Genomic DNA, 12,056 nt, shown 5'->3' on the forward strand with positions numbered 1-12,056 from the left:
TGAGGCTGCGAACTCAACCTGATAGCCAATCTACGCATACCGGCGCCGGTGGCGCCACTCGGCTCGCGTGCTAGTGGCTGAGCTGGACGGCCTTGACCACGAGCAATAGCGCGCCGACGACCAGGTAACTGCGCAGGGCGATCATGCCGAGCCGGGTGCCGGGGGACCAGGTGACCGGCTCGAGCAGGGTCAGTGGTGGCATCCGCCAGGTGTCGCGGTCGACGGGACGCGCCGGCTCTTTCGGTGCCGGCGGCGCGGGCTGCCGGCGGGCCATCCAGCGCAGCGTCGGGACCGCGGCCGCCGCGAGCGCGATCAGCGCCAGCGCCAGGTAGCCGGCGACGGCGACGACGTCGATGTGGGGAAACAGGGTGGTGGCCATCAGGATCCCCGACAGCAGCAGCAGGGTGCCCACGATGAGCCCGGCGACCCAGTTCAGCCAGGGCCGATTCACCCACGGCCCCAACACTTCCCGGTCGTTGCACAACAGCAGCAAGAACACGCTGGCGCTGGGCAACAGCAGCCCGGCGAGGGCCTGCACCGCCGTGGTGATCAACCCGAGTGGGGCGCCGGGGATGAGCACGATGGCCGCGGCCAGCACCACCATCGCGGTGTAGGACAGGTAGAACTGTTTGGCGTCGGCAAACCCGCGGTGCAGCGAGTGCTTGAGGCCGAACACGTCGCCGAAGGCGTAGCTGGTGGCGAGTGTCACCGCGGCCGCGCCGATGATCGACGCGTCCATGAGCACGATGGCGAAGAAGGCCCCCAGGGCCGCGCTGTGCTGGCCGAGCAGGTGGGCGACGGCGCCGGCGTCGGTGAAATTACCCACCGTGTCGGTGGAGCGGGCGGCCCAGTCGCCGGTCATCAGCAGCGCCGCCGCGCCGACGATCACGACGAAGGCCCCGATGACGGTGTCGGCGCGTTCGTACGCCATGAACCGCGGGGTGATGCGTTTGTCGACGATGTTGGACTGTTGGAAGAACAGCTGCCAGGGCGCCACGGTCGTGCCGACGATGGCGATGATCAACAGCACCGCATCCGAGCTCACGCCGCCCGAGATGCTGGGAACCACAAAGGACTTCGCCGCGTGCGCCCACTGCGGGTGCGACATCAGCAGCATCGGGATCTGCAACAGGGTGATGGCGATGAAGACGAACATCGCGCGCTCCCAGCGCCGGAAGCTGCCGCTGGCCATGATCGCGACCAACGCCACCGCCGCGATCGGCACCACGACATATTTGGAGATGCCGATGTAATCGGCGGCCAGGCTGATGCCGATGAACTCGGTGACGATGGTCAGGAAGTTGAGCAGGAACAGGTCGCCGACGGAAAACCAGCCCCAGCCGCGGCCGAAGCGTTCGTTGATCAACCGGGCGTGCCCGACACCGGTGACCGCGCCGAGTCGGACCACCATTTCCTGGTTGACGATGAGCACCGGGATGAGCAGCAGCAGCACCCACAGCAGCGAGTAGCCGTAGTTCTGGCCGGCCTGGGCGTAGGTGGCTATCCCGCCCGCGTCGTTGTCCCCGACCATCACGATAATGCCGGGACCGACGATCGCCAGCAGCGTCAGCAGCCGCGTCTTCCACGTCCGCGGATGGTCGACCTCGCTGAGTTTGATGCGCCCGAACGCGCCCTCGATGTCACCGAGGTGCGCGGAGTCGAGCACCGCGCTGTGCGCGGCCACGGGTTCGGCGGTCTTGTCGGCGCTCGGGGTCACGTTGTCTCACCCCCGGAAACGGGCCCGTGGCCATCGGGTTGGGTGATTTCGCGGAACGGGCGGGGTGCGGGTTCACGCCGGCGCCAGTCCTCGGGAATGGTCTCTTCCAGGACGTCGTCGACGGTCACCACCCCGAGCACGCGGTCCTGCTCGTCGACGACGGGGATGGAGTAGAGGTTGAAGTCTGCCATCAACAGCGCGATGTCGGTAAGGTCCGCGTCGGCGCTGACGCACACCGGATCCGAATCCATCAGCGCCCCAACGCTTTCACTGGGTTCGGCCTGCAGCAGGGTGATCACCGACACCACGCCCTCGAGGCGCTTGGCCGCGTCGAGAATGTGCACCTTGACCAACGCCTCCGGCTGAACCGCGCGGGCGGCCCCGATGAGCGCCAGCGCCGAGCCGGCGGTGGCATTGGCGGCACACGAGACGAAGTCGACGTTCATCAGGCCGCCGGCGCTCTCGGGGTTGAACCCCATCAGCGTGATCACCTTGGTGCGCTGTGGGGCCGGCATCAAGTCGAGCACGCGCCGGCGTCGCGACTGGCGCAGGTCGGCGATCGCGTCGGCGGCGTCGTCGGCGCGCATCCGGCCCAGCAGCGCCGCGACCTCGTCGTCGGGCATGCCGTCAAGGAGGCGGCTGGCCTTTTCGGGGTCCAGCTCCTCGAACACGTCGGCTTCCAACTCCGGGTCGCTGTGCACGCGGTCGAGGATTTCGCCGCCCTCGGCCTTATCGGCTTCCTCGAGGAGGTCGGCGATCTCGGCGGCCTTGAACTCGCCGAACCGGTCCGACAGACGCCGCACGGCATCGGAGCGGGCGTGGCCGATCAGCGGTTCGAACGCCTTCCAGTCCCGGGCGGCATGCCCGCCGGACTGCTTGATCAAGCCGAACAGCCGCGGCGGGCGCCGGGTGTCCAGGCGCGCGAGCACCCACCCGGAGCCGGTGTCTTCCAGCTCGACGTCGTAGGCACGCACCAGATCGACGGCGGCCACATCGATCAGCCGGTGGCCCAACACGTCGGCGCGCAACAGCACCTCGCCGTCGCGACGCTCGAAGCCGCGGAGGTCAACCTTGTTCTTTGTCAGCACGATTCGCCCCGGCGCGAACTCGTCGATGGACTTGCTGCCGACGAACACCCGCCGCCCGCCGACCCCGGCGACGATCCCGGTCACGGGCGGATAGTCGTCGGCGTCCCGCAGCCGCACGATCACGTCCTCGACGCGGCCCACGGCCTCACCGGAGCGGGCCAGGACCGGCGCGCGCAGCAGCTCGGAGAGATGGATTACCGGCAGCGCGCCGCGGGGCTCCGCGGTCTGCGATGTGCTCACTTGTCCTCCTCAACGCTGTGCGATAGTCGCCCGCAGAATGCCACGTGCGGGTGCGGCTTACAACCAGGTTCGGTGATGGCGCAAGTATGGTGACATGACCGGCTCGGCCGCCAGAGCATACGCCCCCGTCGCGGCGGATGACCACAGCGAACAGGTAAACGCCGGGTGGCCACGGGGATACGACAGCATCGCGCGGCCCTGCGAATCCGATGTGCGGCAAGACCTGACACACTGTGGTGTGCGCGAAATCGATTTCGACTCGGTGTCGCCGATCGTTCCCGTCCGGGATCTGGATGTCGCACTCGACCGCTACCGCAGACTGGGATTCGAAGCCCGCGCCTACGAGGGCCCGGAGCGCTACGGGTTCGCCGACCGTGGGGCCGTGTCGATTCACCTCACCGAATGGGCCGAGCACGATCCGCTGAGCACGGACGCCATGGTCTACCTCTACGTCCGCGACGCCGACGCGCTCCACGCGGAATGGGCCGCGCTGGAAAACCTCACCGGCCGCCTCACCGACCCGGAAGACACGCCCTATGGCTTAAGGGAATTCGCGTATGTCGACCCGGACGGCACGCTACTCCGCGTCGGTTCGCGGCTGAGCTGACCGCGGCGCCCCGGCGGCCTGGCTGTGCGCCAGCGCGACCGTCGCGGCGGCCATGACGGCCACGGATAACCCGAGTGCGATCAGGCTGCCCGCGTTGGTGTTCAGCGTCTCGCCCAGCACGACCACGCCGAGCACCGATCCCACGACGGGCTCGGCGACGGTCACCGCGGGCAGCGACGCGGTCAGCGGTCCGGCCCGGAACGCCGACTGCTCCCAGGCCGTGGCGGCGATGGCCAGCACCGCCCACACGTACAGCTCGGGCGTGCGCAGCAACGCGGGAATGCCGCGGTCGAGCTGGTCGACGACGCCCTTGGTCAACACCGAGAACACACCCCACAGCGAGCCGGACATCAGCCCCAGCAACAGCGCGCTGACCGAAGGCGAGGACATGCGGGCGCCGATCACACAGAGGATCAGCGCCGGGCCCATGACCAGGCCCACGACGGTCCATGTCTCAGCCGAGCCCCGCGGGTTTCCGGCCTGCGGGTTGCCGACGGTCACCACGACCGCGACGGCGGCGACGAGCAGCGTGGCCCAAATCGCTTGCCAGCGCGTGATTCTGCGGTGGTTGACCCTGGCGCTGATGAGCAAGGCGAACAGCAACGAGGTCACCGACAGTGCTTGCACGAGAACCACGGAACCGAGGCCCAGGGCCGCGGCCTGCAGACCGAATCCCGCGGCGGCCACCAGGCTGCCCGCCCACCATCGCCGATCGCGCAGCAGCCGGCGGAACAGGGCAAAGGTGCCGACCGGCTTGTCGGTGACCTGCTGGGCGGAGCGCTGTTCGAGGACGTCGCCGATGCCGATCATGAACGCCGCCCCGATCGCGAGCAGTGCCGCGACACCCGTCCTGCCCACGAGGACCTCCCGTCTGATCGATCGACCTAGGGACTTGCGACCCTAGACCGTTGGCGGTGTGCCGCGAAAAGTCGGTGTTCGTGGCCCGCCGAAAACTTCCGCAGATGCTGGTGATGGTGCCCGCTGTCGTCGTCGGCGCCGTGGTGGCCGCCTATCTGCTTTTGCTCGGCTGGGGCATGCTGATGCACGTGAGGCGGATCAGCGATCGGACGCGCCGCGCCACCAAGCGGCTGAATCCCTATCTGCGCAAGGTCGCCGGAACCCGGCCGGGAATGCTCTATTTCAACCTCAGCGCATTGCACCACGTCGGTCGGCGCAGTGGCCGAGCCTACGTGACGCCGCTGAGCGCCTATCCGCTCGGTGATGGTTTCGTGCTCGCGGCCGCCTACCCCCGCGTTGACTGGTTGGAGAATGTGCTGGCCGCCGGCCACTGCACACTCACCTGGAACGGTGGCCAGTACGCGCTGGAACGGCCCGAGGTGATTCCGCGCAAGGACGCGATGAAGGCTTATCCGTTGCTGGTCAGGCCTTTCCTGGCGGGCGCCGCGGGACAGAACGACTTCGTGTGGCTGCACCGCGCCGGTACGCCGAAAAGCCAAGCGGCCGCGGGATGATTGCCTGGCACTCATGAACGACACGCCCGCGCGGATCGGCACTTCGGCAGCCGAGGCTATGCACCTGCTCATCGACGCGGTGGAAGAGATTCCGTCGGAGAGCTGGGACAAGCCGTCCAACCTCGAGGGTTGGAGCGTGCGTGACCTGGTCGGCCACGCCACCGGCAGCGCGGCGAAGATCGTGACGCTCGTTGAGGACGGCGAGGTCTGGGACCGTCCCTCCCAGCCCGCCGACTGGGCGTCCGACGACCCGGCGGCACGGCTGCGCGAGCTGGCTGCCCGGCTGCGAGAGGCGCTGCCCGGCACCGATTTTGACGCGGCGCGAAAGTCGCCGCAGGGTGAGGTTCCGTTGCACCGGGCGCTGACCTATCCCGTCTCCGACTTGGCGTTGCACAGCTGGGACGTGCACCGCTCGCTGGGCCGGCTCGTCGAGCTGCCCGGGGACCTGCTGGCGCTGTGCCGCGGGCTGGTGGAGTCGGTGCCGCAGGACCTGTTGCGCCGGCCCGGTGGCTTCGGGCCGGCGCAGATTGCGCCCGAGGGTTCCACACCGACGGCCCGGTTGATGGCCTATCTCGGACGCTCGGTCGATGACGGCGGCTAACTGCGGGAGTTCTATGGACCGAGGCGGGACAACAACATGCGCGACACCCCCAAGGCGGACCGGAATACGGATCGCCGCCGCGTATTGCATCTTCGCGGGACTGTCCGAGGTGTGGGTCGGCATCACCGGCAATTGGCTGGGGTTGCTGTCCAAGCCGCTGAAACCGTCTTTCCGTACTTCGGCCGTTGGGGCCTGCTACGTTGCCGCCGGCCTGTCGTTACTGCCGAAGAACAGAACCGGTGGCCTACTCGGCATCGTCTTCGTCCTGCTCGAGGTCCTCGGGCGGGTTCACCTGGTGCGCACCGGGATCTATCCGTCGCGGGGCCCGGACTTCGTGAAAAGCGTTGTCGGGGGCGCAATCGCACTTCTGGTGGCCGCGTACCTGGGCTCTCAGTGGAGGAAGCTTGATTCGGCAAGCTCGTCGAGCAATACGGCGGTTTGACCTGCGCACCAACCTTGTTGACGCGTTTTTGCGTCGTGGTGGTCACATCCGCCACTGCAGTCCCCGGATCCGCGGGCACACAGTCGGTCCGCTTCAGAGCGACAATGTGCGGCCGTCGCGCCGTATGACGGGATTTGTCGCTCTGAGGCGACAAAAGAAGCACCCCTCCGACAGCCGAGGCTGATGTGGCGGATGTGAAAACTCAGCTGTTACGCCTGATCTTGAGCGCGGTGGTGATCATCGGGATCTGCAGCGGCAGCCGGGCCAGCGCGGCGACGCGCATCGGCCAGGGTTTGCCCCACCACAACCGGCACATGTTGACGTTGGCCGGGAACACACCGACGAACAGCAGGGCGGCCGCGAGCGCGGCCTGCCGTCGGGTGCGCCGCGGCACCAAGAGCGCGCCGGTGATTATCTCGGCGACTCCGGATGCGTAGGTGTAGAGCCGCGCGTCGCCGGGCAGCTCGGCGGGAACGATCGTGTCGAACGGTTTGGGCGCCAGGAAGTGGACGGTGCCGATGCCCATCAGCATCGCCGCAACTCGATATGCGGTCGTATCGGGTTTCACGAGGGGTGTGGTGGTCATTGCGGGAGCCTAGCGGCACCGGCCGGATACCGGGCGCGCCGTGGCGTTACACTTGAGGCGATTCTCGTAAACTTGGCACCCAACAGTTCGAGGTAAAACATGGCCACACCCGTTATCGTCGGAGCCACCAGGACGGCGATTGGCCGCTCCTTCAAGGGGGCGCTCGTCAACACGCCGCCCGAGACGCTGATCACCACGGTGCTTCCCGAGGTGGTGCGCAGGGCGGGCATCGACCCGTCTGCCATCGACGACATCATCTTCGCCGAATCGCATTACGGTGGAGGGGATTTGGCGCGGTATGCCGCCGCCGCGACGGGTCTGGAGGACATTCCGGGCCAAGCGGTGAACCGGCACTGCGCGGGCAGCCTCACCGCCATCGGCAACGCCGCGGCGCAGATCGGCTCCGGGATGGAGCGGGTGCTCATCGCCGGCGGCGTGCAGTCCCTTTCGATGACCCCATTGATGAATCAGCGGATTCCCGGCCCCGAGCTCAAGTTCGAGGAGCGATGGCTACCGCCCACGCACGTGGAGGCGCCCGACGCGCCCACCCGCGACATGTCGATCACCGTGGGGTGGAACACCGCGCAGGCGGTCGGCATCACCCGCGAGGAGATGGACGCCTGGGCCGCCCGGTCGCATCAGCGTGCCATCGCCGCGATGGATGAGGGAAAGTTCCTCGACGAGATCGTCCCGCTGAAGATCACCCAGGCCGACGGTTCGGTCACCGAGTTCTCGGTCGACGAGCATCCCCGCCGGGACACCACCGTCGAGAAGCTCGCCGGGCTCAAGGTGCTGCATCCCGAGATCGAGGGATTCTCCATCACGGCGGGCAACAGCAGCGGCACCAACGACGCCGCCGCGGCGGTCGCGCTCGTCGACCGCGACTACGCCGTCGCCGAGAAGCTCGACGTGATGGGCACGGTCAGGGCATGGGCCGCCGTGGGCGTGCCGCCCAGGGACACCGGCCTCGGCGCCGTCAAGGTGATCGCGAAGGTACTGCAGCGGGCGGGGCTGTCGGTCGACGACGTGGCGCTGTGGGAGATCAACGAGGCGTTCGCCTCTGTGCCGATCGCGGCATGCCGGGAGTACGGCATCGACGAGGAGAAGGTGAATTTCTCCGGCAGCGGCTGCAGCCTCGGCCACCCCATCGCGGCCTCGGGCGCGCGCATGGTCACGACCCTGACTTACGAGCTGGCCCGCCGCGGCGGCGGCATCGGCGTGGCGGCGATGTGCGCGGGCGGCGGCCAGGGCGGCGCGGTCGTCATCGAGGTCTAGCGGCGATCGCGAGGGCGGCGAAGCCGGGCGAAGCGGGTCGCCGCCATCGGCTCTAGCGGCGATCGCGAGGGCGGCGAAGCCGGGCGAAGCGGGTCGCCGCCATCGGTTCTAGCCTCTGACACGCTCAGTTGCAGAACGTGTAGCCGATGAACTGCGTGTCGCGGTTATTGGCGGGCGAATAGTTGACGTAATGCACCGCGGGCATCCCGTTGTACTGCGTGTTCAATTTCTGCGCGGTCGGTGGCGGGGCCGCCTTGGGGAACGCCAGCACCAGGTCGGCGAAGATCTTCAGCCCGGCCTGGCAGATCGCGTCCGGCCGCGGCGGCTGGGCATTCCACGCGTGCACGACGACGGGGTCGGTGAGCTGATACCCGGCCGCACAGTTCGGGTCGCAGATCTTGAAGACGGCGGTACCGGTCCCGTCGGCGCCCTGTGGTCCCCAGGAGGTCCACGACATGTCTTGCAGCGCAACGGCTACGCTCGCGCACCCCAGCACGTTGAGCCTTTTCGGGCGCTCGACGGGCGGGACCGACGGGTTGTAGCAGCCCGGAATGGCGAAGTAGGTCGGCGGGGCCGGTGGGGTGGTGGGCTGCGGGGACGCGCTTCGCCCGCCGCCGATCAGCTTCACCGCGCCGAAGACCAGCCCGCCGACCAGCAGCACGGCCACGACGGCGCCGGCCAGCCCCAGGTGTCCTCCCGGAAACCGCAACCGGCTCGACGATGTGACGTTGCCCCCGCTCACGTTCACCAGATTATGGCAGAAACGTCGGGCCCGGGGGTCGACGGCGCCACCAATCATGGCGGGGTAAAGTCGGTCAACACTACCAACTTATTCAGGTTAGTACCGATTCGTGGAGTTGCGGATGAACGACGATCACGCGCTGGCGGCGCGGCTGGCCACCGAGGCCGGGCGGCTGCTGCTTTCCGTCCGGGAGGAGTTCGCCGGAGCCGACGCCGGCGAACGAAAAGCAGCGGGGGACAAGCGATCCCACGACTTCCTGATGGAGGCGCTCGGCGGTGGGCGGCCCGGCGACGCGGTGCTGTCCGAGGAGGGCGCCGACGACCCGGTGCGATTGCGTTCGGATCGGGTCTGGATCGTCGATCCGCTCGACGGGACGCGGGAATTCTCCGAGCTCGGGCGCGACGACTGGGCGGTCCACGTCGCGCTCTGGCAGGCCGGTGAGCTCGTGGCCGGTGCGGTGGCGCTGCCGGCGCAGGGCCTCACCCTGGCGACCCCGCACGTCGACGCGCCTCCCACCGCGCCCGGCCGGCCCCGCATCGTCGTCTCCCGCACCCGCCCACCCGCGATCGCGCTCACCGTTCGCGACGCGCTCGGCGGCGTCCTGGTCGAAATGGGTTCCGCCGGAGCCAAAGTCGCGTCGATCGTGCAGGGCCTGTCCGACGTGTACGTGCACGCCGGCGGCCAGTTCGAATGGGACTCGGCCGCCCCCGTCGCGGTGGCCCGGGCCGCCGGCCTACACACCTCCCGCATCGACGGATCGGCGTTGGCCTATAACCAGCCGGACCCCAAACTGCCCGATCTCGTGGTGTGCCGTCCCGAGCTCGCCGAAGCGGTCCTCGCCGTCACGTCGGCGCCGGACGCGCAGTAGTCACCCGACCCTAGGAGCGTAGGCGGCGCCGGCGCCCCTTCGCCTCCTCGGTCCACTCCTTCTCGATCCGTCCGATCTCCAGCGACAGCAGCATCAGAGTCGGGTTGTCGCAATGCACTTCGTGCGCGGTGCGGAGTAGGGAAGCTTCCCCGGTGGTCGGCAGGTACGGCCGCAACCCCTCGAACCATTCATCGCCGACGACGTTGGGCGGGTCGCCGTCGCGGGGACCGCACGCCCAATGCCGGTAGGCGTCCCGCGCGTTCGCCAAGCCGCTGCGCCAGCGCTGGATCGCGTCACAGCGCTGGGAGTGCAGGTGCATCTTCATCTGATGCTTGCTCCTGGTGCCCTCTACCATTCCGGGAAGCAAGTTGTCGGCGGCGGACCTCGCGACGCCCGCGATGCCCATGGCCGACGCGCCCACGACCGTACCCACCAGGCCCATCGTCACCATGTCCATTCGCTGATCGTTGCATCCGGTCGCGCGCGGCAACAGAGGAGCCGGCCTGGAGACCTACCGCGGGTTGGACGCCGGCGCGCGGGCGGCGATCGAGCGCACCAACGCGCTGGCGCTGTTCCCCCGCCTCGGCGCGGCGTCTCGCGACTGATCAGCACCCGGTAAGGACGCTCAGCGCAGGGCCTGCTGCCAGGACAGGACGCGGTCGGCCAGTTCCGGCCCGGCGTCTTCCTGGATGAAGTGGCTGGCGTTGATGCGCGCGTGGGGCTGGCCCGCTGCGCCGGGGATGTGGGCGATCAGGGGACGGTCCGCTCGCCCGAGGATGGGGTCGCGCGCGCCGAAGATCGCCAGGCAGGGCTTCTCCCAGCGGCTCAGGGCCTTCCACGCGGCCCGGTTGGCCGGGATCGCCGGATCATGCGGCGACGTGGGCACCAGCTGAGGGAACGCGCGGGCGCCCGCCTGGTAGGTCTTGTCGGGAAAGGGGGCGTCGTAGCCCGCCCGCACTTTGGACGCCACGTGGCGGACGGTCCCCGCGGCGACGATGCGCCCGGCGGGAAGCACGGGGGAGTAGCGGGCGAAGGCGCGCCAGGCGTAAAAGGCGGGCGGCGTCGGCCGCTCCGCCGTGGGCAGGAAGCCGTTGGCCACCACCAGCCGCGCGATCCGGTCACCCTGCTCGGCGGCGATGCGCAGACCGATGAGCGCACCCCAGTCCTGCACGAACAGCGTGACGTCCTTGAGGTTGAGGCGCTCGAACCAGGCGGTCGCCCACTCGACGTGCCGCTGGTAGGTGTAATCCTCGATCCGGCCGGGCTTGTCGGAGCGACCGAAGCCGATGAGGTCGGGCGCCAGCACGCGGTTCCCGGCGTCGGCCAGCGGCGGAATCATCGTGCGGTACAGGTAGCTCCAGGTGGGCTCGCCGTGCAGCAGCACGATCGGCGGCCCGTCGGCCGGTCCCTCATCGAGGAAGTGCATGCGCAGCGGCCGGGTGTCGCTCGCGGCCACGTCGACGTAATTCGCTACGAACGGATAGCCCTCCAGGTTTTCGAATCGGGAGTCTGGGGTTCGCAGCACATCCATATTCGGCTCCTCCGGGGTGAGACCTTTGCAAGCCTCTCGCGGCGAGGCGATTTCGTCCAGTGCAAGATTCATTGAGACGCCGACTGGCAACCACTAAACTGCCCACATCATGGCCATCCGGCGCGCGGTCCTGCTCATCGCCGACATCGGCGGGTACACGCATTACATGAATTGGAACCGCACCCACCTGGCGCACGCGCAGCTGACGGTGGCCGGACTGCTGGAGGCGGTGATCGATGCCGGCAAAGGCTTGAAACTGGCCAAGCTGGAGGGCGACGCGGCGTTCTTCTGGGCGCCGGACGGCAACGCCAAAGTGCTCGTGTGCGACCGGCTGTCACGGATGCGCGGGGCGTTCCTGGCGCAGCGCGAGCGCTTCAAGGCGGACATTGCCTGCGAGTGCGCCAGCTGTTCGCAGCTGGACAACCTGTCGCTGAAGTTCGTCGTGCACGAGGGGGAGGTGGCGGAGCAACGGGTGAAGCGGCACGTCGAACTCGCCGGCGTCGACGTCATCCTCGTGCATCGGATGCTGAAAAACTCGGTGCCAGTGCTCGAGTACGTGTTGATGACCGATCCGGTCGCCGCATGCCTCGAAGACCCGATGCGCGGGTTGTGCAAGCCGCTGGTCCACCACTTCGAGGGCATCGGGGATACGTCGACGCATTACATCGACCTTGCCACGACGGAGGTGCCGGGTGTTTTGCCGACGCCGCCCCGGCGCAGCCGTCTCGGCCGGTTCGGGGCGACGGCGAAGCTCGAGTTCGGCGCGCTGCCTTTCCTGTTGGGCATCAAGAAGCCCGCGGAAGGCTTCCGCAACCTGGACCGCGCCGAGGATGTTCCCGCATAACCTGTTTCGTCGAAACCGACGGTCGCGCGAAGAACTGCGAGTG

15 protein-coding genes are annotated in these 12,056 nt (G+C 68.5%); 8 read left to right on the forward strand and 7 right to left on the reverse strand.

Going from position 1 to position 12,056, the window contains the following annotated elements; genetic code table 11:
* Nucleotides 1-70 precede the first annotated feature (70 nt).
* Both A5696_RS04300 and A5696_RS04305 read right to left on the reverse strand, forming a co-directional pair.
* Nucleotides 71-1,717 (reverse strand): Nramp family divalent metal transporter, encoded by a 1,647-nt coding sequence (locus A5696_RS04300; RefSeq protein WP_067873948.1) that lies wholly within the window; start codon nt 1,715-1,717, stop codon nt 71-73.
* Nucleotides 1,714-3,045 carry a magnesium transporter MgtE N-terminal domain-containing protein gene (locus A5696_RS04305; RefSeq protein ID WP_067873951.1) on the reverse strand — a complete coding sequence of 444 codons (1,332 nt, stop codon included), beginning with the start codon at nt 3,043-3,045 and terminating at the stop codon, nt 1,714-1,716. The genes A5696_RS04300 and A5696_RS04305 overlap by 4 nt, the downstream gene beginning before the upstream one ends.
* A 247-nt stretch (nt 3,046-3,292) precedes the next feature.
* On the opposite strand from A5696_RS04305, the gene A5696_RS04310 reads away from it, so the two are divergent.
* The gene (locus A5696_RS04310; protein WP_082956274.1) at nt 3,293-3,652 is read left to right on the forward strand and encodes a VOC family protein; all 360 of its coding nucleotides are present in this window, start codon (nt 3,293-3,295) and stop codon (nt 3,650-3,652) included.
* On the opposite strand, the gene A5696_RS04315 is transcribed toward A5696_RS04310, so the two are convergent.
* Nucleotides 3,623-4,510 carry a DMT family transporter gene (locus A5696_RS04315; protein WP_067873954.1) on the reverse strand — a complete coding sequence of 296 codons (888 nt, stop codon included), beginning with the start codon at nt 4,508-4,510 and terminating at the stop codon, nt 3,623-3,625. The two genes, A5696_RS04310 and A5696_RS04315, sit on opposite strands and share 30 nt — an antisense overlap.
* A gap of 104 nt (nt 4,511-4,614) precedes the next feature.
* Here A5696_RS04315 and A5696_RS04320 point away from each other — a divergent pair, with 104 nt between their 5' ends.
* The 3 genes from A5696_RS04320 (at nt 4,615) to A5696_RS04330 (ending at nt 6,167) form a co-directional block, all read left to right on the forward strand.
* On the forward strand, nt 4,615-5,124 hold the full coding sequence (locus A5696_RS04320; protein ID WP_156738241.1) for a hypothetical protein: 510 nt from the start codon (nt 4,615-4,617) through the stop codon (nt 5,122-5,124).
* A 13-nt stretch (nt 5,125-5,137) separates the two neighbouring features.
* A complete protein-coding gene (locus A5696_RS04325; RefSeq protein ID WP_067873957.1) occupies nt 5,138-5,725 on the forward strand; it encodes a TIGR03086 family metal-binding protein in 588 nt (195 codons plus the stop codon).
* A 109-nt stretch (nt 5,726-5,834) separates the two neighbouring features.
* The gene (locus A5696_RS04330; protein ID WP_067873960.1) at nt 5,835-6,167 is read left to right on the forward strand and encodes a hypothetical protein; all 333 of its coding nucleotides are present in this window, start codon (nt 5,835-5,837) and stop codon (nt 6,165-6,167) included.
* Nucleotides 6,168-6,369: 202 nt separating this feature from the next.
* Here A5696_RS04330 and A5696_RS04335 read toward each other — a convergent pair whose 3' ends face one another.
* A complete protein-coding gene (locus A5696_RS04335) occupies nt 6,370-6,753 on the reverse strand; it encodes a hypothetical protein (protein WP_067873962.1) in 384 nt (127 codons plus the stop codon).
* A 99-nt stretch (nt 6,754-6,852) separates the two neighbouring features.
* On the opposite strand from A5696_RS04335, the gene A5696_RS04340 reads away from it, so the two are divergent.
* Entirely contained in the window at nt 6,853-8,028 is a 1,176-nt protein-coding gene (locus A5696_RS04340; RefSeq protein ID WP_067873966.1) for a thiolase family protein, read from the forward strand.
* A 124-nt stretch (nt 8,029-8,152) separates the two neighbouring features.
* Here the strand turns inward: A5696_RS04340 and A5696_RS04345 are convergent, their stop codons facing one another.
* Nucleotides 8,153-8,770, reverse strand: coding sequence for a hypothetical protein (locus tag A5696_RS04345; protein WP_369803288.1), 618 nt, complete (start codon nt 8,768-8,770; stop codon nt 8,153-8,155).
* Between the two features lie 121 nt (nt 8,771-8,891).
* Between A5696_RS04345 and A5696_RS04350 the strand changes: the two genes are divergently transcribed.
* Nucleotides 8,892-9,638: a 3'(2'),5'-bisphosphate nucleotidase CysQ gene (locus A5696_RS04350; protein WP_067873969.1), complete on the forward strand. Its 747-nt coding sequence runs from the start codon at nt 8,892-8,894 to the stop codon at nt 9,636-9,638.
* 10 nt (nt 9,639-9,648) lie between these two features.
* Here A5696_RS04350 and A5696_RS04355 read toward each other — a convergent pair whose 3' ends face one another.
* Entirely contained in the window at nt 9,649-10,095 is a 447-nt protein-coding gene (locus A5696_RS04355; RefSeq protein WP_067873972.1) for a hypothetical protein, read from the reverse strand.
* A 10-nt stretch (nt 10,096-10,105) separates the two neighbouring features.
* Between A5696_RS04355 and A5696_RS26895 the strand changes: the two genes are divergently transcribed.
* A complete protein-coding gene (locus tag A5696_RS26895; protein WP_369803289.1) occupies nt 10,106-10,243 on the forward strand; it encodes a hypothetical protein in 138 nt (45 codons plus the stop codon).
* A gap of 20 nt (nt 10,244-10,263) precedes the next feature.
* On the opposite strand, the gene A5696_RS04360 is transcribed toward A5696_RS26895, so the two are convergent.
* A complete protein-coding gene (locus A5696_RS04360; protein WP_067873975.1) occupies nt 10,264-11,169 on the reverse strand; it encodes a haloalkane dehalogenase in 906 nt (301 codons plus the stop codon).
* Nucleotides 11,170-11,278: 109 nt separating this feature from the next.
* Between A5696_RS04360 and A5696_RS04365 the strand changes: the two genes are divergently transcribed.
* Entirely contained in the window at nt 11,279-12,013 is a 735-nt protein-coding gene (locus A5696_RS04365) for a DUF2652 domain-containing protein (protein ID WP_067873978.1), read from the forward strand.
* Nucleotides 12,014-12,056: the final 43 nt, after the last annotated feature.

The organism is Mycobacterium sp. E2699, from assembly GCF_001666745.1.
In the GTDB taxonomy this organism is placed as follows: Bacteria; Actinomycetota; Actinomycetes; order Mycobacteriales; family Mycobacteriaceae; genus Mycobacterium.